The 24226-nt window shown below is 59.9% G+C and carries 22 protein-coding genes and 1 riboswitch; of the genes, 13 read left to right on the top strand and 9 right to left on the bottom strand.

Annotated elements, in window-relative coordinates:
• Positions 1–220: 220 nt before the first annotated feature.
• The gene (locus ACP7E0_RS13575; RefSeq protein WP_426125551.1) at positions 221–1900 is read left to right on the top strand and encodes an NAD+ synthase; all 1680 of its coding nucleotides are present in this window, start codon (positions 221–223) and stop codon (positions 1898–1900) included.
• Between the two features lie 22 nt (positions 1901–1922).
• Positions 1923–2756: a TolB family protein gene (locus ACP7E0_RS13570; protein WP_426125550.1), complete on the top strand. Its 834-nt coding sequence runs from the start codon at positions 1923–1925 to the stop codon at positions 2754–2756.
• Between the two features lie 62 nt (positions 2757–2818).
• Here the strand turns inward: ACP7E0_RS13570 and ACP7E0_RS13565 are convergent.
• Positions 2819–3579 (bottom strand): IS5 family transposase gene (locus ACP7E0_RS13565; RefSeq protein WP_426125549.1). Its coding sequence is split into 2 segments (ribosomal slippage): positions 2819–3252 and positions 3252–3579, totalling 762 coding nucleotides; the frame shifts between segments, so codons are not numbered across the junction.
• 137 nt (positions 3580–3716) lie between these two features.
• On the opposite strand from ACP7E0_RS13565, the gene ACP7E0_RS13560 reads away from it, so the two are divergent.
• Positions 3717–5219, top strand: coding sequence for a diguanylate cyclase domain-containing protein (locus ACP7E0_RS13560; RefSeq protein ID WP_426125548.1), 1503 nt, complete (start codon positions 3717–3719; stop codon positions 5217–5219).
• A gap of 1 nt (position 5220) precedes the next feature.
• Here ACP7E0_RS13560 and ACP7E0_RS13555 read toward each other — a convergent pair whose 3' ends face one another.
• Complete coding sequence (locus ACP7E0_RS13555; RefSeq protein WP_426125547.1) at positions 5221–6249, bottom strand: LacI family DNA-binding transcriptional regulator; 1029 nt, start codon at positions 6247–6249, stop codon at positions 5221–5223.
• 104 nt (positions 6250–6353) lie between these two features.
• Here ACP7E0_RS13555 and ACP7E0_RS13550 point away from each other — a divergent pair, with 104 nt between their 5' ends.
• The 3 genes from ACP7E0_RS13550 (at position 6354) to bluB (ending at position 9448) form a co-directional block, all read left to right on the top strand.
• Positions 6354–7547 (top strand): phytanoyl-CoA dioxygenase family protein, encoded by a 1194-nt coding sequence (locus ACP7E0_RS13550; RefSeq protein WP_426125546.1) that lies wholly within the window; start codon positions 6354–6356, stop codon positions 7545–7547.
• Positions 7548–7635: 88 nt separating this feature from the next.
• Positions 7636–8457 carry an SDR family oxidoreductase gene (locus ACP7E0_RS13545; protein ID WP_426125545.1) on the top strand — a complete coding sequence of 274 codons (822 nt, stop codon included), beginning with the start codon at positions 7636–7638 and terminating at the stop codon, positions 8455–8457.
• A gap of 43 nt (positions 8458–8500) precedes the next feature.
• Positions 8501–8711, top strand: a riboswitch (cobalamin riboswitch).
• 44 nt (positions 8712–8755) lie between these two features.
• The gene (gene bluB, locus ACP7E0_RS13540; RefSeq protein WP_426125544.1) at positions 8756–9448 is read left to right on the top strand and encodes a 5,6-dimethylbenzimidazole synthase; all 693 of its coding nucleotides are present in this window, start codon (positions 8756–8758) and stop codon (positions 9446–9448) included.
• On the opposite strand, the gene ACP7E0_RS13535 is transcribed toward bluB, so the two are convergent.
• The 4 genes from ACP7E0_RS13535 to ACP7E0_RS13520 all read right to left on the bottom strand — a co-directional run bounded on the left by ACP7E0_RS13535 (position 9449) and on the right by ACP7E0_RS13520 (position 14832).
• A complete protein-coding gene (locus ACP7E0_RS13535; RefSeq protein WP_426125543.1) occupies positions 9449–10594 on the bottom strand; it encodes a DUF2865 domain-containing protein in 1146 nt (381 codons plus the stop codon). It lies immediately after the preceding gene.
• A 177-nt stretch (positions 10595–10771) separates the two neighbouring features.
• Entirely contained in the window at positions 10772–11416 is a 645-nt protein-coding gene (locus ACP7E0_RS13530; RefSeq protein ID WP_426125638.1) for an acyl-homoserine-lactone synthase, read from the bottom strand.
• 194 nt (positions 11417–11610) lie between these two features.
• Positions 11611–12348: a LuxR C-terminal-related transcriptional regulator gene (locus tag ACP7E0_RS13525; protein ID WP_426125541.1), complete on the bottom strand. Its 738-nt coding sequence runs from the start codon at positions 12346–12348 to the stop codon at positions 11611–11613.
• Positions 12349–12519: 171 nt separating this feature from the next.
• Positions 12520–14832 carry an NADP-dependent malic enzyme gene (locus ACP7E0_RS13520; protein WP_426125539.1) on the bottom strand — a complete coding sequence of 771 codons (2313 nt, stop codon included), beginning with the start codon at positions 14830–14832 and terminating at the stop codon, positions 12520–12522.
• A 205-nt stretch (positions 14833–15037) separates the two neighbouring features.
• On the opposite strand from ACP7E0_RS13520, the gene ACP7E0_RS13515 reads away from it, so the two are divergent.
• Together ACP7E0_RS13515 and ACP7E0_RS13510 are read left to right on the top strand one after the other, a co-directional pair.
• Entirely contained in the window at positions 15038–15871 is an 834-nt protein-coding gene (locus ACP7E0_RS13515; RefSeq protein WP_426125538.1) for a UDP-2,3-diacylglucosamine diphosphatase, read from the top strand.
• 93 nt (positions 15872–15964) lie between these two features.
• Complete coding sequence (locus tag ACP7E0_RS13510) at positions 15965–17185, top strand: MFS transporter (RefSeq protein WP_426125537.1); 1221 nt, start codon at positions 15965–15967, stop codon at positions 17183–17185.
• Here ACP7E0_RS13510 and dgcA read toward each other — a convergent pair.
• Positions 17137–18120, bottom strand: a complete 984-nt coding sequence (dgcA, locus tag ACP7E0_RS13505; protein ID WP_426125536.1) for an N-acetyl-D-Glu racemase DgcA — start codon at positions 18118–18120, stop codon at positions 17137–17139. The two genes, ACP7E0_RS13510 and dgcA, sit on opposite strands and share 49 nt — an antisense overlap.
• Positions 18121–18260: 140 nt before the next feature.
• On the opposite strand from dgcA, the gene ACP7E0_RS13500 reads away from it, so the two are divergent.
• From ACP7E0_RS13500 to ACP7E0_RS13485, 4 genes are all read left to right on the top strand, one after another.
• Positions 18261–19403 carry an MlaE family ABC transporter permease gene (locus tag ACP7E0_RS13500; protein ID WP_426125535.1) on the top strand — a complete coding sequence of 381 codons (1143 nt, stop codon included), beginning with the start codon at positions 18261–18263 and terminating at the stop codon, positions 19401–19403.
• 35 nt (positions 19404–19438) lie between these two features.
• Positions 19439–20254 (top strand): ABC transporter ATP-binding protein, encoded by an 816-nt coding sequence (locus ACP7E0_RS13495; protein ID WP_426125534.1) that lies wholly within the window; start codon positions 19439–19441, stop codon positions 20252–20254.
• Positions 20255–20356: 102 nt separating this feature from the next.
• The gene (locus ACP7E0_RS13490; protein WP_426125533.1) at positions 20357–21727 is read left to right on the top strand and encodes an MlaD family protein; all 1371 of its coding nucleotides are present in this window, start codon (positions 20357–20359) and stop codon (positions 21725–21727) included.
• Between the two features lie 212 nt (positions 21728–21939).
• Positions 21940–22554, top strand: a complete 615-nt coding sequence (locus ACP7E0_RS13485) for an ABC-type transport auxiliary lipoprotein family protein (RefSeq protein WP_426125532.1) — start codon at positions 21940–21942, stop codon at positions 22552–22554.
• Here ACP7E0_RS13485 and ACP7E0_RS13480 read toward each other — a convergent pair whose 3' ends face one another.
• Positions 22555–22818 (bottom strand): BON domain-containing protein, encoded by a 264-nt coding sequence (locus ACP7E0_RS13480; RefSeq protein WP_426125531.1) that lies wholly within the window; start codon positions 22816–22818, stop codon positions 22555–22557.
• 156 nt (positions 22819–22974) lie between these two features.
• Between ACP7E0_RS13480 and ACP7E0_RS13475 the strand changes: the two genes are divergently transcribed.
• Positions 22975–23229 (top strand): sulfur globule protein precursor, encoded by a 255-nt coding sequence (locus ACP7E0_RS13475; RefSeq protein ID WP_426125530.1) that lies wholly within the window; start codon positions 22975–22977, stop codon positions 23227–23229.
• A 69-nt stretch (positions 23230–23298) separates the two neighbouring features.
• Here the strand turns inward: ACP7E0_RS13475 and hemF are convergent, their stop codons facing one another.
• The gene (gene hemF, locus ACP7E0_RS13470) at positions 23299–24210 is read right to left on the bottom strand and encodes an oxygen-dependent coproporphyrinogen oxidase (RefSeq protein WP_426125529.1); all 912 of its coding nucleotides are present in this window, start codon (positions 24208–24210) and stop codon (positions 23299–23301) included.
• Positions 24211–24226 lie beyond the last annotated feature (16 nt).

Below are 24226 nucleotides of genomic sequence, written 5' to 3'. Positions count from 1 at the left end.
AATTCAAGTGGTGTTCTCCACTGACTTTTTCGGCTCTTATTGCTAATCGGCCACGGCCTGAACGGCGGGGTTGCGAGCCGCAATGAGCAACCCATCTCCGGGTTAGAGCGGATTTTTTTCTGACTTGGCCGCAAGCACGGGGTATTTTGGTGCGGAATGCGATAAACAGCTCCGCGGATGCCTCACATCCGCGATAGCAAGATCAAGCACAGGCCTGTTCATGACCGCGCAAAAGACCATTTCCACGACGTTCCGTATCGCTGTTGCCCAGCTCAATCCCACGGTCGGCGATGTCGCCGGCAATCTTGCCAAGGCACGCGAAGCTCGCGCTGACGCGGCGCGCAGCGGCGCCGACCTGCTTCTCCTGACAGAATTGTTCATTTCCGGTTATCCGCCGGAGGATCTGGTCCTGAAGCCGGCATTTCTGAAAGCCTGCCAGAAGGCTGTCGATGCGCTGGCAGCCGATACCGCCGATGGCGGTCCAGGTGTCGTCGTCGGCTATCCGCGGCAGGGCGAAGCAGGACGCCATAATTCCGTTGCCGTTCTGGAGGGCGGCCAGATTCTGGTCGTTCGCGACAAGGTCGATCTGCCGAATTACGGTGAGTTCGACGAGAAACGTGTCTTTACCGAAGGCGCGATGCCCGGTCCGGTCAATTTCCGCGGGGTTCGGCTCGGCATCCCCATCTGCGAGGAAATCTGGAACGACCTTGGCGTTTGCGAGACGTTGGCCGAAAGTGGCGCCGAGATCCTGCTGGTGCCGAACGGCTCGCCCTATTATCGCGGCAAGATCGATGTGCGCCACCAGGTGGTGCTTCGCCAGGTGATCGAGACCGGCCTGCCGATGATTTTTGCCAACCAGCTTGGTGGCCAGGACGAGCTGGTTTTCGACGGTGCAAGCTTCGCCTTCAATGCGGACAAGAGCATCGCCTTTCAGATGAGCCAGTTCGAAGAAAGCATTTCCGTCTCCGAATGGCGCAAGAACGGTGAAGGATGGGTTTGTCAGCCGGGCATGATGTCGAGGCTACCGCAGCAGGAAGAAGCCGACTACCGCGCTTGCATGCTGGGCTTTCGCGATTACGTCAACAAGAACGGCTTCAAGAATGTCGTGCTTGGCCTTTCCGGCGGTATCGATTCGGCGATCTGTGCGGCGCTTGCCGTCGATGCGCTGGGCGAAGAACGCGTCCGCACGGTGATGCTGCCCTATCGCTATACGTCGTCGGGTTCCTTCAAGGATGCTGAGGACTGCGCCAAGGCGCTCGGCTGCCGCTACGATATCGTGCCGATCGAAGAACCGGTGCAGGGCTTTTTGAGCGCGCTGTCCGAGATGTTCGAAGGAACCGAATCGGGCATCACCGAGGAAAACCTGCAAAGTCGCACGCGCGGCACCATCCTGATGGCGCTGTCCAACAAGTTCGGCTCGATGGTGGTGACCACCGGCAACAAGTCGGAAATGTCGGTCGGCTATGCGACGCTCTACGGCGACATGAACGGTGGCTTCAATCCGATCAAGGACCTCTACAAGATGCAGGTCTACGGGCTTTCGCGCTGGCGCAACACCACGGTGCCGCCCGGCGCGCTCGGGCCGTCCGGCGAGGTCATCCCGAAAAATATCATCGACAAGGCGCCCTCGGCCGAGCTTCGCCCGAACCAGACGGACCAGGATTCGCTGCCGCCCTATCCGGTGCTCGACGATATCCTCGAATGCCTGGTCGAGAAGGAAATGGGCACCGAGGAGATCGTTGCACGCGGCCATGACGAGGCGACGGTGCACCGGATCGAGCATCTGCTCTACATCGCCGAGTACAAGCGGCGCCAGTCGGCACCGGGCGTGAAGATCACCAAGAAGAATTTTGGCCGCGACCGCCGTTACCCGATCACCAACCGGTTCCGCGACCGCTAGACCCGTCATTGGAGGCCACGCTATGCGCAGTTCGGTCGAGATCTATACGATTGCCAGCGGTGAATCCCGCGTGGTCTGGCAGACGGAGCAGCTGGTCGAGGCTCCGAACTGGTCGCCTGACGGCCAGTCGCTGGTGATCAACGGCGACGGCTTGCTCTATCGCTTGCCGCTTTCCGGCGGCGAGCCGCAATTGATCGACACAGGTTTTGCGCGCACCTGCAACAACGATCACGGCATATCGCCGGATGGTAAGACCATCGTCATCAGCGACAAGACCGAGTATGGCGCTTCAACGATCTACACGCTTCCGGCAGATGGTGGCCTGCCAAGACAGGTGACGCAGAACCGGCCGTCCTACTGGCATGGCTGGTCGCCGGATGGAAAGATGCTTGCCTATTGCGGCATCCGCGATCAGGTCTTCGATATCTACACCATACCGGTTGAAGGCGGCGAAGAGACACGGCTGACCTTTGGCGAGGGGCGCAATGACGGGCCTGACTACAGCCCCGACGGAAAATGGATCTATTTCAACTCCAGCCGCACCGGCCGGATGCAGATCTGGCGCGTCCGTCCCGATGGTTCGGATGTCACACGCATTACCGACTGCGACTACGGCGACTGGTTCCCGCATCCGTCGCCGGACGGCAAGCACCTGCTGGTCATCTCCTATGACGGTGACGTCTTCGATCATCCGCGCGATCTCGACGTGCGGCTGCGGCTGATGGATCCGGATGGCGGCAATGCGCGTGTGTTGTTTGACCTGTTTGGCGGGCAGGGCACGATCAATGTTCCCAACTGGTCTCCCGATGGTAAGGAGTTCGCCTTCGTGCGCTATGAGCCGGCGCCTGGGAATTAACGGATTTCCAACCAGCTTGTTTAAATGAAACTTCCGCTTTTCTTGCTAGGAAGTGTGGACAGTTATTTGAGCCATAGTATTGTTGCTGCCAGAGCGATCATCGCTCGATAGTTTCGGGCGGTTTTCTCGTATCGGGTGGCTATGCGCCGAAATTGTTTGAGCTTGGCGAAGCAGCACTCGATCAGATGCCGCTGGGCGTAGAGCTGTTTATCGAGCGGATATTTCCGGGCGCGAGACGGATTGTTTGGGATGACGGCTTTCGCGCCTTTGCCGGTGATCGTCTTGCGGAACCGGTCACTGTCGTAGGCTGTATCGGCCATGACGACCTCGGCTGGAAGCTCTTCGATCAAGGCATCGGCTTGCGGTGCATCGCCTTTCTGAGCAGCGGTGAGCACGAAGCGCACAGGGCATCCCAGACCACGCACCGCCAGATGGATTTTGGTGCTCAGGCCACCGCGAGAGCGGCCAAGGGCCTGATCTTCAGCCCCTTTTTTGCACCGGAGGCGTGTTGGTGAGCGCGAATGATAGTGCTATCGACGATCAGGTATTCGAAGTCGGTATCATCCGACATCGCCTCGAAGAGACGCCACCAGACCCCCTTTTGGCTCCAGCGGCTGAAGCGGCGAAAGACGCTGTTCCAATCACCGAACACATCCGGAAGATCACGCCAGGGCGAGCCTGTTCGCACGATCCACAGCACCGCTTCAACGAACATGCGATTGTCACGGCCTGAAGAACCGCGTGTGCGATCGTCACCGATAATGTGTCGCGACATCCGCTCCCATTGATCATCACGAAGAATCAAACGGTCGAGAACACCCATGACGGTCTCCAAAAGACAGCCTTGAATCATATCTGCGCTAATTTGGGAATCCTAAGAGTCCACACTTCCTAGGCTCCGTCTCAATAAACGCATGAAACCTGGGGGCAGGTTTGGTGAATAGGACCGGTGAGGCGGGCATGGCATTTGGGGCGAAAAAGCGAAATTCGAGCAGGGCAGTTCTGGGTATTCATACGGCCTGCACGCTGGTCGCCTTGCTGATTGTCGCCAGCCTTGCCTTCGTGCTCAACCGTTCCGTCACCGAGGCGGACCGGTTCGGTCTGACCGCAGAGCGAAAACTGGTCGAAAGCGAGATGCAGCATCAGGTCGATGCGGTCGTGCAGTACCAGGCCGAACTGTCCTATTGGGACAAGAGCTTCGCAGAGCTTGCCGACCGCACTTTCACCGATGCTTTCGTCAAGCAAGAGCTGACCGACTGGCTGTGGCGGGATTTCGGTTTTTCCTGGATGATCTTTGCCGACGCTTCCGACCGGACATTGCTGGCCGTGGAAAACGGCCGCAAAGTGGATACTGAGGTGGGCGGGCGCACGCTGAAATGGGTTGATGATCTCATCGAGAAGGCGAACGATCTCTACGAGGCGGCACTGGTTGCCAAGGGCGGGGGCTGGTCGCTGCAATCGGCCGAAAGCGACAAGGATGCTCTGATCGCGCCCTTGCCAAACATTCATGCCGCGGATCTGCGGATGATCGAAGGCAAGATGAGCATCGTCGTCGTTCAGGCCGTTGTTCCCAAGACAATGGGCATTCCAGCCGGCCGCCGCAAGCCGGTGTTGATGATCACCATCAAGCCGTTCAGCGAACGCATGATCCGCGACATGGAGGACCGGCTCGGTATATCCAATCTCGGTTTTTCGCCGCTGCGCCAGGTACCGAAAGGCTCAATTCACGTCGCGGTCAGCGATTGCTCGCAGCCCGCTTGCATGGTTGCGGCCTGGACGCCCCGCGCGCCCGGCAGCTTCGTTCGCTCCGAAACACTGCCGAGCGTGATCGTCATTGCGATGCTGGCAGCCTTGATCATGGCTTTCATCGCAGCCCGGTTCGGCGCGGTGTTTTCTGCTCTGCAGAACAGCGAGGCGGAAAACCGTCACCTTGCCAAGCATGACCGGCTGACGGGCCTTTTGAACCGCAGCGGTTTCGACGATGTCCTGCACGCCTCGCTTGCCAAGGTCAAGGATCGCCCGTTCTCGCTGCTTTGCCTCGACCTCGACAAGTTCAAGGTGGTCAACGACACCTATGGCCATCCGGCCGGCGATGCGGTGTTGAAGGCACTTGCCGTGCGTTTTGCCGATCGTGTCGCGGATCGCGGCGTCGTTGCGCGGCTCGGCGGCGACGAGTTCACTATCATTGTCAATCACGCGGTTTCGCGCGCCGACGTGATGACGCTTGCCAACGCGCTGATCGTCGATGCGCAGCTGCCGGTGCCGTTCGAGGGACGGTTGCTGCGCGTCGGCAGCAGCATTGGGTTGGCCTTTGCTCCCGAACACGGGAAAATCGCCCGTGAAATCGTGCCGCTGGCCGATCAGGCGCTGTATCTGGCCAAGAATCGCGGCCGCAATCGCGTCCAGACCGCCGATGACCTGATCCATGCAGAGCGTTCCGCGCAAACCGAACAGGCCGCGTAACTTATCGCAGAGATAGCGGGATGTTGTAGGGTGTTATGACTTCGACGGCTGACAGACGCGCGCCGCCCGGTGCGGCCAGAGCGCCACGGCGGCTGATGATCGCCCGGAAGACGGTGCGCACGTCCGCTTTCAAATCATGATGCAGGACGAAATGGATTTTTCCCGCCCGGAGTAGGTCGAGATTTCCGGCGTCGAGATCGTGTGCCACGTAGATGGCGCAGGTCCGGTCTGCTGCGGCAAAGGCCGCCAGTACTGCACGATTGCCGCCGCCGATCGAATAGACGGCGTTGATGCCCGGATGGTTTGACAGCGCTTCGGCCGTCAGTGCGCCGGTTGCTTCGTCGCGGCCAAACCCCTCGCTGATTTCAACGATGCCGATCGACGGATAACGGTTGCGCAAGGTGCGGCGGAAGCCGATTTCCCGTTCTTCTTCGCCGCGGAACCGGCTGCTCGACAGGGTAGCAAGGACGATCGCCGGCTCCCCGGAAAAGCGTTCGCCGATCAGGTAGGCAGCTGTTTCGCCGGCAGCCCTGTTGTCGGCTCCGGCATAGGCGGTGCGTGGCGCATTGGGCAGGTCGGTCACCAGCGTGACGACGGGAATGCCGGATTGTTCGAGCCGCGCCACGGCGGCGCTGATCTCGGGCACATCCGGTGCCTTCAGGACAACCCCGTCAGTGCCGCGCAGGCGCACCCGGTCGAGCAACTGGACGATCTCCTGCGGGCGCATGGTTTCGGCAAAATGAAAGCGCGACCGGAAGATCGTCGGCAGAAATGTCAGGCTTTCGCTTTCGAACGCGTCTCGGACGGTGTCAGTGAACCGATCCGGCGCTTCCATGATGATGTCGATGCCGAATTTGCGGCCTTGGACCTCGATGCCGGCCTGTTGCTTCTCCAACTCGCGGATTGCGGCGTGGATGCGCAGTTCTGTCTGTTTGCGCACACCAGGGCGCCCGTTGAGGACGCGATCGACGGTGGCGATGCTGAGGCCGGCCTGAAAAGCGATGTCCTTGACCAGAAATTCGTGGGCCACCGTCGCTCCATTCTGATGGTTTTTTGAGGTATTTCTGCTCTATATCAGCTTTTTCCTCAGCGTATAGTGCGGTCAACGACAGACATCCGGCGGGAGGAAATGGGATGAAGACCGACAATATGTTGACGCAGCGTGCGGACCGGGTCTGGCTGACGGAAGTCGCCTGCGACCTTGACGATTTCCGCGCCGAGGTGGAGCGCACGACGCAGCTTGCCGACTATCCGCATGCGGCGGCCGTCGAGAAGAACGTTTTGATCTACGACAGCGCCAGTGTGCTGAAGGCCGCGGTTTCGGGCGAGGGGCGCTGGGCGGTGCTGGCCGAAATTTGCGAGGCATTTGCGACAGGGCCTGGTGTCATGGTGCTGAAGCGGGCGTTTGAGGACGCGGCCGTCATCGATGCGGCAAGCCGCATTTTTGACGATATCATCAACGAGCAGCATCGGACCAATAGCGGCGGCGGCGACCATTTTGCCAAGCCGGGCGCCAATGACCGGATCTGGAATTCGCTGGAAAAGCACTGCCTGCGCGACCCGCAGAATTTTGCCGCCTACTATGGCAATGCGCTGATCGCCTTGGTCAGCGAAGCCTGGCTCGGGCCAAACTACCAGATGACCGCGCAGGTCAACAGGGTCAATCCGGGCGGAGCGGCACAATCGGCGCATCGGGATTACCATCTCGGCTTTCAGACATCATCGGTGATCGAGCAGTTTCCGGCGCATGTCCATCGCCTGTCGCCGGTCCTGACGCTGCAGGGTGCGGTTGCTCATTGCGACATGCCGCTCGAAAGCGGGCCGACTTTGTTCCTGCCCTACAGCCAGACCTATGTTCCGGGCTATCTGGCGCTGAAGCGCCAGGAGTTTCGCGACTATTTCAATCGCAACCATGTGCAGCTGCCCCTGTCGAAGGGGGATCTGGTCTTCTTCAATCCGGCACTCTTCCATGCGGCCGGAACCAACCGTTCCGAGGGTATCAAGCGTGTTGCAAACCTTTTGCAGGTTTCCTCCGCGTTCGGCCGGGCCATGGAAACCGTCAATCGGGAGCGCATGAGCGCCGTGCTCTATCCGGCCTTGAAGGCAATGCTTGCGGACGGCCGGCTGTCTGGCGGTGAAGCCGCTTGCGCCATCGCATCCTGTGCCGAGGGCTATTCCTTCCCGACCAATCTCGACCGGGACCCGCCCGTTGGCGGGCTTGCCCCGAAGACGCAGGCGCAGCTGATGCATGAAGCGCTGTCGGGTGGCTGGGAGGAGGCCGCCTTTAGCGCGGCGCTTGCAGCTCAGTCGGAGAAGAAGCTCAGCTAACGGAACCATATCCTACAATTTGAACTCCTGCCCGAATGCCGGGCGGGAGTTTTTTGGCATCGGCGACATCAAAAACGGAGGAAAAACAATGAGCAATGACTATGGCCGCCTGGACGGCAAGATCGCGATCGTGACCGGTGGTACGCAAGGGCTGGGGGCGGCGATCGCGACGCTGTTTGCCGAGCGCGGCGCGGCAGGCATCGTGATTTGTGGCCGCAATGCCGCCAAGGGCGAGGCCAAGGCCGCCGAAATCGGCAAGGCCACCGGCACCAAGGTCGTCTATGTGCAGGCCGATCTCGAACGGGTGGAGGATGCGCGCAAGGTGGTGGCCGCCTGCGACACGGAATTCGGCCGGGTCGATGCGCTGGTGAATGCCGCGGCGATCACCGACCGCGGCACGATCCTCGATACCAGCCCGGAACTGTTCGACCGGATGTTCGCCGTCAATGTGCGCGCACCATTTTTCCTGATGCAGGAGGCGATCAACGTCATGCGCCGGGAGAAGATCGAGGGAACCATCGTCAATATCGGCTCGATGTCGGCCAAGGCCGGCCAGCCGTTCATTGCAGCCTATTGCGCCTCCAAGGGGGCTTTGGAAACGCTGACCAAGAACACCGCCTACGCTGTGCTGCGTAACCGGATCCGCGTCAATGGCCTCAACATCGGCTGGATGGCGTCGGAAGGCGAGGATCGTATCCAGCGCGAATATCATGGTGCGGCCAGCGACTGGCTGGAGAAGGCAGCGGCAAGCCAGCCCTTCGGCCGTCTGGTCGATCCGGCCGAGGTGGCGCGTGCCTGCGCCTATCTGGCTTCCGGTGAATCCGGTCTGATGACCGGCTCGGTGATCTGCTTCGATCAGTCGATCTGGGGCGCCTATGACGGTTCGCCGCATCCGGTCGCGGCCATGTGATGAGATCATGGTGGGCCGCCTTGCATTTGGCGGCCCACCATGTCCATATCGTCTCGTTCAGGTGCCTGCGTTAGCGGGAGAATCGGGAATCCGGTGAAAATCCGGGACGTGCCCAGCGCTGTAACGGGGACGGCTTTGCATAGATGAATCTTGAGATTTTTCAGGATTATGCCACTGGATCTTCATCTGATCCGGGAAGGTTGCAAAGCCGGTTGATCCGCAGTCAGAAGACCGGCCTGACGAGATAGACCAAACCTGCGCGGACGGCGGGAGGTTTCGCATTGTTGGGGATCAAACGATGCAGATTGAACCGCAAGACCGCCTTGTGAGGGCGGACGCATTTTCATCGGACGAGCGCGCCGCCGTCTACCGCGCCATCGAAACCCGCCGCGACGTGCGCGACCAGTTCCTGCCGCAGCCTTTGCCGGGCGACGTGATCGCGCGGCTGCTTGCCGCCGCCCACAGCGCGCCTTCTGTCGGTTTCATGCAGCCATGGAACTTCATTGTCGTCCGTGACGAGGACCGCCGCGCCCGTGTCTTCAAGGCCTTTCAGCGGGCCAACGAGGAAGCCGCGCTGATGTTTGAGGGCGAGGCGCAGGACAAATACCGGTCGCTGAAGCTCGAAGGTATCCGCAAGGCGCCTGTCAGCATCTGTGTGACCTGTGATCCGACCCGTGCAGGAAAGGTCGTTCTTGGCCGGACGCACAATCCGCGCATGGATGCGTTTTCCACCGTCTGCGCCGTGCAGAACCTGTGGCTTGCCGCGCGCGCCGAAGGTGTCGGCGTCGGCTGGGTCAGCATTTTCCACGAGCACGATATCAAGGACGTTCTCGGCATTCCCGATCATATCGAGATCATCGCCTGGCTGTGCCTCGGTTACGTCGATAGGCTGTATTCAGAGCCGGAACTGGCCGTCAAAGGCTGGCGACAGCGGTTGTCCCTTGACGATCTGGTATTCGAGGACGCCTGGGGCGTCAGACAAAGCGAATGATCAGTTGGTCTGCTGCTGCTGGTAGCCTGGGCCAGCGGGATGCCTGAGGTCGATCGAGGTTTCCTGCGAGGGCAGGAAGCTTGGACCGACGACGCGAACCTTGTTATCCTGCGGATTGTAGGGCCGGTCGGCGACGGTGCTCTTTGCCTGCGTGCCATCCGCCTTTTTAGCGCGAAGATCGACGACGCCCTTGCCGTTGCCGGGTGTACTCTGCTGGATGGCGGTTTGTCCCACCGGACGGCAGCCGCATTGGCCGGGTTGGCTGAGATCGCGGGTCTTGTAAGCGAAAGCTGTCGGCAGTTCGGCATAGGGCTCGCCGGTCGCGGCGGAGACCATCTGATCCGTCTCTTCCGTCGTCAGCGCATGATAGTAGAGCGTTGTTTCCGTTCCGGGGCAACGCCGCTGGCAGGTTTCGGCATCGCGCGCGAAATCGGCGGGCGATGAATTCGACGAGATCGGGAAGAACGCCCCGTCACAGGTGCGCACGCAAAGTGTCCGCAGGCTGCCGGGATAGTCCGCGCCCGGCCCAAATCCGTCATACGGCCCGAAATTGTCATGCGGCCCAAAACTATCGGGCTGCATCCTGAAATCGGTGACATCAGCCCCCTGCTGGTCCCGGTAGTCTTCGCTGACCGGCGGCAGGTCCTCAAGGATATTGCGATGGGTTTCGGGTTCCTCGACCGCAGCCCTCAAGACTTCGTCCTGTTCCTCGTCACAGCGATTGACAGCGAGCGCTGCATGGATGCGCCGCCGGGTCATCTCGCTGGCGCCGCCCTCCAGGAGATTTTGCCTGCGGGCTTTGAGCGTTTCGAGGTCCATTTCCATTTGCGAGATTTCTTCAGCCAAGCTCTGGCAGGCATCCTCGTTTGGGCCCCCGACAACGATCATGCTTCCGGAACTGCATCCCATCCGCCGGAGATCGCTGCGGGCCTGGCGCAAATCAAGGTTCTGGCGTGAGATTGCTCCGGTATAATCACGCAGATTGGCGTTGGAGGCGACGATCTTCGGCAGGCTGGCAAGGTCGGCATTCAGGCGTTCGCACACCGTCGAGGCATTGGCGGTGGCTGCCATGACCAGAAGGAGCGGCGCAATACGCGCTGCGAAGGATACCGAACGGAAAACCACGTATTTCTCTCGCCTGAGCATGCCGGCGTTCTGCCGGGTGCACGGGAACATCCCGCACACTCTGACTTTTGCCTATCATACCGCCATTCGAGGGGGCTGCAACGCAGTCCGCTCACCAGCGTTAACGATGCCGGTACGAAATGAACCGGGCGCGGCGGAAGAGCCACAATCGTCGGCTCTTGTGCCAGAGAGACCATTTCAAGCGGCCCTGGCCATTTCAAGCGACATCGGCCGCTCCAGCACGGATCCGCCGATTTCGGCGACGGTCTTCATCCTGTCCAAAAGGTCAGTCGTGACTTCCCAGGCAACGGCGACGGCATAGACAGAGCCGATCCGCTGCGGCTCGCCTATCCGTTCGCCGGGGCATCCCATCCGCCGGAACATCCGCTCGAGGAAGACATCGGTGACAGTGACGATATGGCTGAGTCCGGAGGACAACCCCAGTTCGCCGACGCCGCACATCAACTCTGCCGCTGCGATCGTCACCTGGTTCGAGCCGCGATCCTGCGAGATGGTCGGATCGATGCAGAACCGGCTGGACTCCCAGACGGAGGCGCTGCGCACCTGCGGATTATCACCGAGCAGGATCGGAAATGTATCATCCAGCATGTTCGGCCCGAGCGTCGGCAGGAGGCGCAGCGAGCCGCGCAAATGGCCGGTCTCGTCCGAATAGGACAGGACGTAGAGCGGGTTGGCGTCGTCGTAGTCGTCGATTTCCCAATTGCCGCGAACCGATACGTCCCATTTCAGCAAATCGTGAAAGACGCGTTTGCGCAGCTGGAACATGGCATCGAGATCACCTGGATTTTGCTTGCCGGTGTTGCGGTTGAAAATTCTGATCATCATTTGCTCCTGTGTATGAATGCGGAGAGCAAATGCTGTCAGGTATCGGCAGCGGGCATAACTGTCGGTAGTGACAGGTTTCTAATGCACGCCGATATGCAACGAAATGCGTGCGTCCTTTTGGACGCACGCATTTCGTTGCATTCATGGGAAAGAGGGGCGGCGGGGCTACCGCTAGGCGGCAGCGAAAAAGATCAAAAAGCCGGGATGAGGTCGCGCCGGACGGCCTGCGCAACGGCCTGCGTGTTGGAGACGACGTTGAGCTTGCGCCGGGCATTGGTCATGAAAAACCGGACGGTACGTTCGGAAATGCCGAGTATTGTTCCAATTTCCCAATAGCTCTTGCCGGCCGCCGCCCAGCCGAGCACTTCTGTTTCCCGATGCGTCAAAGCCTTGGCGCACTCCTCGGGGAGTTGCATTTCATGGTCACTTTCAAGCAGTGAGGCATGAAAGAGATTGGCCAGAAGCTGAAAATCGCGCAGATGGCAACGCCTGTAGGCCGGCCATTCGCCAGCCGGAACATCGGCCTGGATCGCCAGAAAGGCCAGCCGCCGGGTCGGTGTGGCGAGAGGCAGGGTAATCCCTTCGAGGCCAAGGCCGAGTTGCGTTGCTGCAGAGAAAAGAGGCTCACTATCCGGATGAAGTTTGCGGGCGGTGGCCCAATCCACAGGCCTCACACCACCTATTGTCATTCGCAGGATCGGATCGATACGCTGGTAGCGCTTGTCCATATAGGTTCTGAGGCTACGTGCGCTGAAAGTGTGGTGCAGCCTGTGGATAACAAAACCTGCCGTCAGGACGTCGACGTCCAGATATAGCAGATTTGCAATGCTGAACGTGCTGCGCATCAGGTCGAAAAATCGTTTAGGTTCAACGAGTTTCTCGTTTTCCATAATGTCCAGCAGGTCAAAGAATGCCTGTTGGTCAGCCATGCTGCAATACCCTGTTATTTTGTGGGTTTCAGCATGATAACGCTTTATGCCTATGTCCAGTGCAATCTTTAGTTAAATGTATTATTTTGATACACTAAACTAGAAATTGTATTTTTATCTGGATTTGCATTTCGATTGAGCCGGTTTCAGCACCGGCTCAATCGATTTCAATCAGGCTGGATAGGAGGCTTCGACAACCGCGAGTGCCGCCATATTGACGACGCCGCGGGAGGTGACGGATGGCGACAGGATATGTGCCGGAAGAGCCGTTCCCAAAAGAATCGGTCCGACATGCAGGCTATCGGTCATCGTCTTGACGACGCCGAGCGTAATGTTGGCGGCGTCGAGATTGGGGAAGACCAGCAGGTTGGCTTCGCCAGCGAGCGTGCTATTGGGCATGACGCGGCGGCGCAAGGTTTCCGAAATGGCGGAATCGCCATGCATTTCGCCGTCGGCTTCCAGATCGGGGGCGAGCTCCCTGACGATCTGCATCGCCTTGCGCATCTTGAAGGCGCTTTCCGAATCCCGCGAGCCGAAATTGGAGTGCGATACGAGAGCTGCGCGCGGGGTAATGCCGAAGCGGCGGATTTCCTGGGCAGCCATGACCGTCTTCTGGGCGATTTCCTCGGCCGTCGGATCAAAGGTCACGTAGGTGTCGGTGAGGAAAGTGGCGCCGCGCTGCGAGATCAGCAAGCTGAGCGCCGAGAAATCCAATACGCCTTCGCGCTTGCCGATGATCTGGGACACGGCGCGAAGATGGGCGCTATAGCGTCCTTCGACACCGCAGATCAGGGCATCGGCTTCACCGCGGCGGACAGCCAAGGCACCAATGACGGTCTGGTTGGTCCGGACGATGGTCCGGGCTGCTTCCGGAATGACGCCGAGGCGGCCGACCAGCGCGAAATAGTCATCGACATAGTCGCGGAAGCGCGGATCGCCTTCCGGATTGACCACCTCGAAATCGACGTCCGGGCGGATGCGCAGGCCATAGCGTTTCAGGCGGGTCTCGATGATATGCGGGCGGCCGATCAGGATCGGGCGGGCCGTACCGTCTTCGAGCAGCACCTGGGCGGCGCGCAGGACGCGCTCGTCCTCACCTTCGGAAAAGATCACCCGGTTCTTCTGGGCATTCTTGGCGGCGGCGAAGATCGGTTTCATGATGAAGCCGGAGCGGAAGACGAAGCGGTTGAGCTGGTCGAGATAGGCGTCGAAATCGGCAATCGGCCGGTTGGCGACGCCGCTGTCGTCGGCTGCCTTGGCGACGGCCGGCGCGATGCGCAGGATCAGGCGCTGATCGAACGGCGAGGGGATCAGGTAATCCGGGCCGAACACCGGCGTTTCGCCGGAATAGGCCCGGGCGGCAACGTCGGACGGTTCTTCGCGGGCAAGGGCTGCGATGGCGCGCACGGCCGCCATCTTCATTTCCTCGTTGATCGTGCGGGCACCGCAATCGAGCGCGCCGCGGAAGATATAGGGGAAGCACAGGACGTTGTTGACCTGGTTGGGGAAGTCCGACCGGCCGGTGCAGATCATCGCGTCGGGGCGGGCTGCGCGCGCCACTTCCGGCATGATTTCGGGATTGGGGTTGGCCAGCGCCATGATCAGCGGCTTTTCCGCCATCTGGACCAGCAGTTCCGGCTTTAATACGCCTGCGGCCGAAAGACCGAGGAAGACGTCGGCACCGGCAATGCTGTCGGCCAGAACGCGGTTTGTGCTGTCCTGCGCGTAGATCGACTTCCACTCGTCCATCAGCACTTCGCGGCCTACATAGACGAGGCCTTCGAGATCGTGCACCCAGATGTTTTCGCGCTGGGCGCCGAGCGTCACGAGGAGATTGAGGCAGGCGAGCGCTGCAGCACCGGCACCGGACGTGACGATCTTGGCCTTGGAAATGTCCTTGCCGGCCAATTCGAGGCCGTTGAGGATGGCTGCGGCAACGATGATCGCGGTGCCGTGCTGATCGTCATGGAAGACCGGAATATCCATCTTCTCACGCAACCGGCGTTCGACCTCGAAACATTCCGGCGCCTTGATGTCTTCCAGGTTGATGCCGCCGAAGGTGGGCTCCAGGGCCGAGATGACATTGACCATCTGGTCGATCTCAGGCGCATCGATCTCGATATCGAAGACGTCGATACCGGCAAATTTCTTGAACAGGACGGCCTTTCCTTCCATCACCGGCTTGGAGGCGAGCGGACCGATATTGCCAAGGCCGAGGACCGCCGTGCCGTTCGAGACCACCGCGACCAGATTGGCGCGCGCGGTATAGTCGGCGGCGGTCGAGGGATCGTCGCGGATGGCAAGGCAGGGGGCGGCAACGCCTGGGGAATAGGCGAGCGCCAGATCGCGCTGGTTGCCAAGCGGCTTGGTCGGCTGGATCTCGAGCTTTCCTGGGCGTGGATAGCGGTGGAAGAACAGTGCCTGTTCATCGAGGTCGCCGCTTGCAGGAGCCGCTGGGGTCTTGGCCTTGTCGCCGGTGCTCATATTCTCATTCCCTACCTATTCGTCGCGGCTCTTTTTGCATGAAACGGCGGCTCCGTACAGTTTCGAAACGGGCGTTTATCACCGCTTTTCGGGAACAGGTGTTTCTCCGGTGTTACGGCTGGTTCCACAGGCTGTCATTCTCCTGAAACAAGAGTCTGTTTTTGAAGGCTCATAAGAGAGGCACGATAGACCGTTGCGAGGCAGCATGACCGAGAAAGAGCAAGAACCCCGGCGTTTCAGGACCCTGTTCATTTCCGACGTTCATCTGGGATCAAAAGCCGCCAAGACCGATTATCTCCTCGATTTCCTGCGTGTCACCGAGGCGGAGACGATCATCCTGGTCGGCGATATCATCGACGGATGGCGGCTGAAACGCAGCTGGTACTGGCCGCAATCCTGCAACGACGTCGTCCAGAAACTGTTGCGCAAGGCACGCAAGGGCAGCCGTATCATATACATCCCCGGCAACCACGACGAGTTCATGCGCGATTTCCCGGGCGTGCATTTCGGCGGTATCGAGGTTGCCCAGCGCCACATGCACGAGGCTGCCGACGGGCGTAAATATCTGGTGCTGCATGGCGACGAGTTCGACGTTGTGGTGCGCAATGCCCGCCTGCTCGCCTATCTCGGCGATTGGGCCTACGACATGGCGATCGTCATCAATATCGGGCTGGCGGCCATTCGCCGCCGTCTCGGCATGCCCTACTGGTCGTTTTCGGCCTGGGCGAAGCAGCAGGTCAAGCATGCGGTCAACTTCATCGGCGAATTCCAGCGCGTGGTTGCCGATGAGGCGCGGCGCGAAAAGGCCGATGGCGTCATCTGCGGCCATATCCATCACGCTGTGATCGAGGATATCGGCGGCATCCGCTACATCAACACCGGCGACTGGGTGGAAAGCTGCACGGCGATTGCCGAGCACCATGATGGGACCATGGAACTGATCACCTGGCGGGAATTGAGCAACGTCCCTGCGGTTCGTGAAGACACGGCCGAAGTGGAAATGATGATGGCACGGGCTCTTTCGCAACAGGCGGCATAAAACCGCAGGTATTGGCGACTGTAGGGAAAACTAGCGGCTGGCGCTGTTCTTGGCTGCCGTGGTAAATCGTGGGCGCAACTGTCAGGTCCTTCCATGATTCCCTCATCTCCGCCTCCCTTTCACGAGGAAGCGCCGCGCTATTTCGTGCCGCGCATTGCCTTGCTCTTCTGCGCGCCTCTCGTCGTCAATGGTTTCGCAATGCCGTATTTTCCGGTCTGGCTGAGCACCCTGTCGTTGAGCGATTTCGAAATCGGCATCATCCTTGCCTTGCCGATGTTCGTGCGCGTCATCACGGCGCCGCTGGTCGGGCTTCTGGCGGACAGGATCGGCGAGCGCGCCGAAGTGCTGATCTGGTCGGCCGTCCTGTCGCTTCTGACGGCTCTGGCGCTGTTCGTTTCCCACAGTTTCTGGTTCGTCCTGATCATCTATGCCGTACAGGGCGGCGTCTATGCGCCCTATGTGCCGATCGTCGAGGCGATCGCGCTGACCGGCGTGCGGCGCTGGGGTTACGACTATGCGACGATGCGCGTGTGGGGCTCCGTCGCCTTCATCTGCGCGACGATGCTGGGTGGCGTGATGATCGGGCTCTATGGTGGCTCGATGGTCCTGCCGGCCATGGCCGGCGGTTTTCTGCTGATGATCATGCTCACCTTCATTGCGCCACGCGTCGGCCGGCCACGACGACCGTCGACGCTGACAACGTTGACGGAACCGCAGCCGAAGTCTCTTCGAAAACTCGATCTGCAACTGCTTTTGATCGGCGTGACATTGGTCAACGGCAGCCACGCGATGCTGTTCGCCTTCTCGGCGATCTACTGGCAGCACATCGGTTTTACCGGCACCGAGATCGGCCTGTTGTGGAGCGCCGGGGTCGCTGCCGAAGTTCTCATGTTCTTCTGCGCCAAGATGATCATCCGGCGGTTCAGCCTGTGGACGATGATCTTTTCAGGCTGCGTGCTTGCCGTCGTGCGCTGGATCATCTTTCCGATGGACCTCGGCTTCTGGGGCTATTTCGCGCTGCAGTGTTTCCACGCCTTCACCTATGCGATCATGCACACGGGCATGCAGAACATTTTGGTACAGCGGGTTCCCGAAGAACAGGAATCCTCGGCGCAGGGCCTGTATTTCTTCTATACCGGCGTGTTCTCGGCGATCTTCACCTTCACATCCGGCTATTTCTACACCTGGTTCGGTGTTCACGGCTTCTATTCGATGTCCGTCGTTGCCTTTATCGGCTGCTGTTCCGCCTTTGCCGCCTGGTATCTTCAGCCCCAGAGAGCGGGGAGAGGCGGAAAGACCAGCGAATCCTCGTAGCGCAGGCCGGGCTCCCGGTCGCGTGCCAGCAAGAGCGGACCATCGAGATCGACGAAATCGGCGCCCTGCGCCAAAAGCACCGCCGGTGCCATGCCGAGCGACGTGCCGACCATGCAGCCAACCATGATCTTGAGGTTCAGCGCCCGTGCCGCATCGCGCATGCGGAGCGCCTCGGTCAGGCCGCCGGTCTTGTCGAGCTTGATATTGACCGCATCATAGAGACCCGCGAGCTTTGGCAGGTCTTCGGTTTTGTGCACGCTTTCATCGGCGCAGACGGGAACCGGGCGGCGGATGGAGGACAGCAGGGCGTCATGTCCGGCGGGCAGGGGCTGTTCGATCAGCGCGACACCCGATTCGGCACAGACCTCAAAATGATAGGCGAGATTGGCTTCCGTCCAACCTTCATTGGCATCCAGAATGATGGCGCTGTTTGGGGCTGCGGCCCGAACGGCGCGAATGCGAGTGGCATCGTCAGCGGTTCCGACCTTGACCTTTAGAAGTGCCCGATGGGCATATTGCTCCGTCTGCGCTGCCATCGCTTCAGGCTCACCGAGCGAAATTGTGTAGGCGGTGGTGAGCGGCGCCGGTTCCGCAAGTCCTGCGAGAGTGAAAGCGCGATTGCCGGTGGTCTTGGCTTCGAGATCCCACAGCGCGCAATCGACGGCATTGCGTGCGGCACCGGCCTTCATCATCTGCCGCAGTTCCTCGCGGTCTATGCCCGCCTCGATCCGCGGCCGGATGGTTTCGATTTCTGTCAGCACGCTGTCGATGTTTTCGCCGTAGCGTGCATAGGGAACACATTCGGCCATGCCGGCAAAAACGCCCTCCGAAATATGGCAGGTTACCACGGAGGCGGTGGTCTTGCTGCCACGCGAAATCGTGAAACTGCCGGCGATCGGGAAGTGTTCGACAGCGGTTTGCATCAAACGGGTCATGGCGTTCTCCTGTGGCATCGATATCGCAGCGGCCAACCGTTTGGTACAGAAACGTTTCCATCGGTGACAGACCGGGCTCAAGCGGCTATGAGTCGCTGACGTTTTATCAAATGCAGCCATCTCCGGAAGACCCAACAGACGTGACGCGTTCCCAAGAGAAAACCGACACCGACGTGCAGCTCGCAGAAGCTGACGATGGCAGCAACCGGGCTTATCGTTTTAGCGGCGATTGGCGCAGCGTCTCCATTCACTTGGCGACGCCGAAGCTGGATGCGTTGGCCGCCAAGGGCGGCGACCCGGCCGAGGTCGATCTGAGCGAAGTCACCGCCATGGACACGGCTGGCGCATGGGTTATTCGCCGCTTCATGACGCAGATCGGCGAGGTGAAGCTGACGAGCGACAAGCCGCGTTATCTCGAACTCATGAATGCCCTGCCGGAGATGCTGCCGGAACCAGCCACCGAGGAGAAGAAACCCGGCTCGCTTTTCGTCCGCATTTTTACCCCTATCGGCAATTCGGTGGTCTCCGCCTGGGAAGACACCGTTGCGGCGATGTTCATTCTCGGATCGGCCGTGCGTGGCGCGCAGCTGAAGCTCGGCCGCCATAGCGGCCTGTCGCCGGCGGCGATCGTCAGTCAGATCGATCGTATGGGCGTCCAAGCGGTGCCGATCATCCTTTTGATGTCGTTCCTCATCGGTGCAATCATTGCCCAGCAGGGTGCGTTCCAGCTGCGCTATTTCGGCGCCGAACTTTTCGTCGTCGATCTGGTCGGTATCCTGCAGCTGCGCGAAATCGGCGTGCTGCTGACCGCGATCATGATCGCCGGCCGTTCCGGCAGTGCGATCACCGCCGAAATCGGCTCGATGAAGATGCGCGAGGAAATCGACGCGCTGAAAGTGATGGGGCTGAGCCCGATCGGCGTTCTGGTGTTTCCAAGGCTCGTCGCGCTCACGATTGCGCTGCCGCTCCTGACGATCATCGCCAATTTCGCTGCTCTCACTGGGGCAGCTGTCGTCACCTGGAGCTATTCCGGGATCACCTTTGCGACGTTCCTGGCGCGGTTGCAGGAGGCGGTGGATTTTTCCTCCGTGCTGGCTGGTATGATCAAGGCGCCGTTCATGGCGCTGATCATCGGTGTCGTTGCGGCTGTCGAAGGCTTGAAAGTCGGCGGCAGTGCCGAATCACTCGGCAAGCACGTGACGCAGTCGGTGGTGAAGTCGATCTTCGTGGTCATTCTTGTCGACGGCCTGTTTGCGATCTTCTACGCGGCGATCAATTTCTGATGGAAGAGGTTTTGCCGGTGGATCCGAGGGAAGACATGACAGCGGGCGCGGCCCAGGAGACCGGGGAAAACGGCCCGGAGGTCGTTCTATCCGTTAAGGACCTGACGGTTGGTTTCGGCTCGAACATCGTCCTCGACAAGCTCAACCTCAATATTTATCGCGGCGAAATTCTCGGTTTCGTCGGAGCATCCGGCACGGGAAAATCGGTGCTGATGCGGACGGTCCTCCGCCTTTTGCCGCGCCGGTCCGGCTCGATCGAGATTCTCGGCGTCGAATACGATGCGGTGAGCGAAGAGGAGCGCATGGAACTCGATATGCGTCTTGGCGTTCTGTTCCAGCACGGCGCGCTGTTTTCAGCGCTGACGGTCAAGGAAAACATCCAGGTACCGATGCGGGAATATCTCAATCTTCCGCAGGAGCTGATGGATGAACTGGCCCGACTGAAGATCGACATGGTGGGGCTGGCGCCGGAAGCGGCCGACAAATTCCCCTCCGAACTCTCCGGCGGCATGATCAAGCGCGCTGCTCTGGCCCGGGCGTTGGCGCTCGATCCCGACCTTGTCTTTCTCGACGAACCGACCTCGGGGCTAGACCCGATCGGGGCAGCCGAGTTCGATAACCTGATCGCCAAACTGCGCGACACCCTTGGGTTGACCGTGTATATGGTGACTCACGACCTCGACAGCCTGTTTTCGGTCTGCGACCGGATTGCAGTGCTCGGCAAGAAAAAGGTTCTCGTCGAAGGCACGATCGAGGACATGCTCGCCTGCGACGACGAGTGGGTGACGTCCTATTTCCAGGGCAAGCGCGCGCGTTCGATCGTGCGCGAGGATGACAAGAAAGCTTCCTGACAGCGTTGCATGATTGAGATGTTGCACGTGATTGTTTGAAGCCGACTGATTAATTGAAGCAAGGAGCCGCATCGGCGGCGTCCCCCAAGGGTACCGGTAGCAATGGAAACAAAAGCCAACTACGCCATCGTCGGATTTTTCACGGTCGCTGTCATTTTCGCGGCCTTCGGCTTTGTTTACTGGATGTCCCAATACGGCCGAAGCGGCGAAATGGCGGAGCTGGTCATCAGCATTCCCGGATCGGCCAACGGCTTGAGCGTCGGATCGCCGGTGCGCTTCAACGGCATTCCCGTCGGCTCGGTCCGCAGCCTCGCCATCAATTCCAACGATCCGCGCTATTCCGTTGCGGTGACCGAGGTGTCCGCTGATGCTCCGGTGCTGAAATCGACGACGGCGACGCTGGAGATCCAGGGATTGACTGGTGCTGCCTATATCGAACTCAGCGGTGGCAACAAGGGTGACGAGAACATCCTGCGCAAGGCGTTGGATACCGGCACATCCGCGCAGCTGACCGCCGATCAGTCCAGTGTGACCAGTCTTCTGGCGACAGCCGACAAGATCCTTGACCGCGCCAACGACGCGATCGGCGACATCCAGGGGTTCGTCAAGGACGTGCGCGGACCGTTGACCAATACGATTTCCAACGCCGATCGTTTCACCAAGTCGCTGGCCGATAATTCCGAGGGCATCGATCAATTCCTGAAGAGCGTCAGCGCACTGTCGACCTCGATTACAGCTGCGGCCGGTAAGCTTGATTCGACACTGTCTGCAGCAGACATTCTGGTGAAATCGGTCGATCCGAAGAAGATCGACCACATCGTCAGCAATGTCGAGAAGATGAGCAATGATCTGAGTGCCGCATCCACGGGCGTGGCCGATACCGTTGCCTCGTTCAAGAAGACAGCCGAGACCTATGAACGGTTCGGGGAAAAGGCCACCGCGTCGCTCGATCGCGTCGATACACTGATTGCCTCCATCGACACGCAGAAGGTTTCCGGCGTCGTCAACGACGTCTCGGCAGCAAGCGCCGATGCGCGCAAGGCCGTTGCCTCGATCGCGGATTTTGCAGACCGGATCAAAGGCCGGCAGAACGATATCGACCAGACGATCACCGATGTCACCCAGATGGCCAACAAGCTGAATGCCGCCTCCAGCCGTGTCGATGGCATCCTGGTCAAGCTTGACGGTTTCCTCGGCGATGCGGACGCGCCGTCCTTGTCGGCGGATGCCCGCGCTACGCTCGAATCCTTCCGCAAGGTGGCCGACAACCTGAATGCGCAGATCGGGCCGATCGCCGAAAACCTCAAGCGCTTTTCCGGCTCCGGATTGCGCGATATCGAGGCCCTGGTCAGCGATACGCGCCGGACAGTCAACACGCTCGATACGACGATCTCGACCTTCGACAAGGATCCGCAGCGGTTGCTGTTCGGTGGCGAAACGGTGAAGCAGTATGACGGACGCACACGCCGCTGAGCCGATAGTACCGGGCGGTGATTTATATTCGAAATTGCCGCTGCTGATGCTGACGAATCGGGTATTGCTTCCCCAGGCGTGACGTTTGCGTGGCAAGGCTGCAAGCCTTGGCGGATTTTTGCCGTGCCTGCGCCGGCGTGACTGCTTTTTTGGCTTGTTTTGACCGGGTCAGCCTCTACGTTGCTGCTGATTGGCGAAGGATAGTGTTTGAAATGAATTTTCCTGGTGCGTCGTTTGGTCGGAAGGCAGGTTTGATCCGGGCCTGTTCTGCATTTCTTATCATCGCCGCGCTGTCTGCTTGCGCCGGCAAGGCCAACAATGACACCTATAGCCTGTCTGCTTCGCCTGTCATTGAAGGTCCGTCTTCGAGCAAGAAACAGATACTCGTTCCCGAGCCGACTGCGCTGAAAGCGCTTGATAGCGATCAGGTGGTGATCAGGTTGTCGGGTTCGGAAATCCAGTATCTGGCAAAGTCGCAATGGAGCGACCGTCTGCCGAAGATGGTGCAGGCAAAACTGGTGCAAGCCTTCGAGAATACGGGCAAGATCGGTGGCGTCGGCAAGCCGGGCGAGGGGCTTGCTATTGACTATCAGGTGATCACCGAAATCAGGTCATTCGAAATATCGACCGAAGGTTCAGATACGGCCGTCGTGGAGATCTTTGCCAAGATCCTCAATGACCGCAACGGCACTGTCGGCGCGCAGAATGCTTTTCGCGCGACCTTTCCCGTGCGTGGCAACGGGGCGGCGGCGTTCGTCGCAGCCCTTGATGGTGCGTTTGCAGAGGTTGCAGGCGAAATCGTCCGCTGGACCCTCAAGGCGATCTGATCAGGAAACCGCGATCCGGTTGACGACTTCGGCGACACCTTCGACGGTGTTTGCCGCTTCTTCCGCACGCTCCGCCTCTTCAATGGTGGCGACCGTGCCGCTCAGTACGACCGTATTTCCCTTCGAGACCACGGACACATCCGAGGCGTCGAGCCCGTCCACCGTGGCCAGGCAGTTCGCGACCCGCGTTTCCAGGTCCGCATGATCTCCCTCGAAAAGCTCCTCGGGGGTTTTGCCGTAAAATGTTCGCTCTTTGAAAACCATGGCTCAGTTCTCCTATACGGTTATTCGCAGATAACGCGGTCGAGACGCTTTTGTTCGGACCTGTTCCATTCGAAACAGCGCGGATAAGTGGCGCGTGAGAGTGTTGGGTCACTGGATGAGACGAACTCGTCAGGAACCAACAGAGGGAACATCAACATGCGCAAGCTCATCATTTCTGCCGCCGTCGCAGTCATTGCCGCCGTTTCGTTTGCCGCTCCGTCGCAGGCCGGCGGACATGGCCATCACGGCCGTCACCATGGCGGGTTTTCGATCGGCTTCTACAACACCGGCTACTATGGCGGCGACTATTACGGCGGCGGCTATTATGAGCCATCCTGCTACATCAAGAAGGTGAAGCGCTGGGACCGGTGGGGCAACCTGCATATCCGCCGCATCAAGATCTGCGACTGATACGCATCCTTCAGACAACAAAAATCCGACCGCGCAAACGGCCGGATTTTTCGTTCGTGCAATCCGGCTTTAAGGCCAGCGGACCACGGGTGGCAGCGATGACAGGATCGAATCGACGTTGCCGCCGGTTTTCAAGCCGAAGATTGTGCCGCGATCGTACAACAGATTGAATTCGACGTAGCGGCCACGGCGAACCAGCTGCTCGTCGCGGTCTTCCTCGCTCCAGGGCTTGTTGAAATTGGCGCGCACGATCTTCGGGTAGATCAGGCTAAAAGCCTTGCCGACATCCTGGGTGAACGCGAAGTCGGCTTCCCAGCCGCCTTTCTCCGCATCGGAATGCAACCAGTCGTAAAAGATACCGCCGGTGCCCCGCGGTTCGTTGCGGTGCTTAAGGAAGAAATACTCATCGCACCATTGCTTGAAGCGGGCGTGATCGGCAACCGGATGCCGCTTGCAGGCGATCTCCATGCCTTTGTGAAACAGCATCGTATCCGGGTCGGCCTGTGTGCGGCGGCTATCGAGTACGGGTGTGAGGTCTGCGCCGCCGCCGAACCAGTGGCTGGTGGTGACGACCATGCGCGTGTTCATGTGCACGGCGGGAACGTTCGGATTGACCGGATGAGCGATCAGCGAGATGCCGGACGCCCAGAAGGTCGGGTCTTCTTCCGCACCTGGAATCTGGCTGCGGAATTCCGGCGAGAATTCGCCGTAGACTGTCGATGTATGAACGCCGACTTTTTCGAAGACGCGGCCGTCCATCATTGACATTCGCCCGCCGCCGCCGGCTCCCTTGTCGCGCAACCAGTCCTTGCCGATAAAACGCCCTGGCTCGCGGTCCGACAACGGGCCTGCCAGTTCATCCTCGATGGTTTCGAACGCGGTGCAAATGCTGTCCCGCAAGGATTGAAACCAGGCTGTGGCTCTGGCCTTCTTGTCTTCGATATCTGCGGGCAATCCCTGCGGCAGGTTGGGTCGTTCCATGAAAAGTAATCCTGTT

The sequence above is a fragment of the Pararhizobium sp. PWRC1-1 genome, assembly GCF_049897905.1.
Taxonomy (GTDB): Bacteria; Pseudomonadota; Alphaproteobacteria; order Rhizobiales; family Rhizobiaceae; genus Pararhizobium.
This window is presented reverse-complemented; position numbering and strand designations above follow the sequence as displayed.

Excerpts from the sequence above, each read along its gene's own strand:
- ACP7E0_RS13535 (WP_426125543.1), bottom strand. The coding sequence starts at position 10,594 with ATGCTCAGGCGAGAGAAATACGTGGTTTTCCGTTCGGTATCCTTCGCA.
- ACP7E0_RS13480 (WP_426125531.1), bottom strand. The coding sequence starts at position 22,818 with ATGGTTTTCAAAGAGCGAACATTTTACGGCAAAACCCCCGAGGAGCTT.
- ACP7E0_RS13575 (WP_426125551.1), top strand. The coding sequence starts at position 221 with ATGACCGCGCAAAAGACCATTTCCACGACGTTCCGTATCGCTGTTGCC.
- ACP7E0_RS13530 (WP_426125638.1), bottom strand. The coding sequence starts at position 11,416 with ATGATCAGAATTTTCAACCGCAACACCGGCAAGCAAAATCCAGGTGAT.
- ACP7E0_RS13490 (WP_426125533.1), top strand. The coding sequence starts at position 20,357 with ATGGAAACAAAAGCCAACTACGCCATCGTCGGATTTTTCACGGTCGCT.
- ACP7E0_RS13475 (WP_426125530.1), top strand. The coding sequence starts at position 22,975 with ATGCGCAAGCTCATCATTTCTGCCGCCGTCGCAGTCATTGCCGCCGTT.
- hemF (WP_426125529.1), bottom strand. The coding sequence starts at position 24,210 with ATGGAACGACCCAACCTGCCGCAGGGATTGCCCGCAGATATCGAAGAC.
- bluB (WP_426125544.1), top strand. The coding sequence starts at position 8,756 with ATGCAGATTGAACCGCAAGACCGCCTTGTGAGGGCGGACGCATTTTCA.
- ACP7E0_RS13510 (WP_426125537.1), top strand. The coding sequence starts at position 15,965 with ATGATTCCCTCATCTCCGCCTCCCTTTCACGAGGAAGCGCCGCGCTAT.
- ACP7E0_RS13485 (WP_426125532.1), top strand. The coding sequence starts at position 21,940 with ATGAATTTTCCTGGTGCGTCGTTTGGTCGGAAGGCAGGTTTGATCCGG.
- dgcA (WP_426125536.1), bottom strand. The coding sequence starts at position 18,120 with ATGACCCGTTTGATGCAAACCGCTGTCGAACACTTCCCGATCGCCGGC.
- ACP7E0_RS13570 (WP_426125550.1), top strand. The coding sequence starts at position 1,923 with ATGCGCAGTTCGGTCGAGATCTATACGATTGCCAGCGGTGAATCCCGC.
- ACP7E0_RS13525 (WP_426125541.1), bottom strand. The coding sequence starts at position 12,348 with ATGGCTGACCAACAGGCATTCTTTGACCTGCTGGACATTATGGAAAAC.
- ACP7E0_RS13515 (WP_426125538.1), top strand. The coding sequence starts at position 15,038 with ATGACCGAGAAAGAGCAAGAACCCCGGCGTTTCAGGACCCTGTTCATT.
- ACP7E0_RS13520 (WP_426125539.1), bottom strand. The coding sequence starts at position 14,832 with ATGAGCACCGGCGACAAGGCCAAGACCCCAGCGGCTCCTGCAAGCGGC.
- ACP7E0_RS13550 (WP_426125546.1), top strand. The coding sequence starts at position 6,354 with ATGAAGACCGACAATATGTTGACGCAGCGTGCGGACCGGGTCTGGCTG.
- ACP7E0_RS13545 (WP_426125545.1), top strand. The coding sequence starts at position 7,636 with ATGAGCAATGACTATGGCCGCCTGGACGGCAAGATCGCGATCGTGACC.
- ACP7E0_RS13560 (WP_426125548.1), top strand. The coding sequence starts at position 3,717 with ATGGCATTTGGGGCGAAAAAGCGAAATTCGAGCAGGGCAGTTCTGGGT.
- ACP7E0_RS13495 (WP_426125534.1), top strand. The coding sequence starts at position 19,439 with ATGACAGCGGGCGCGGCCCAGGAGACCGGGGAAAACGGCCCGGAGGTC.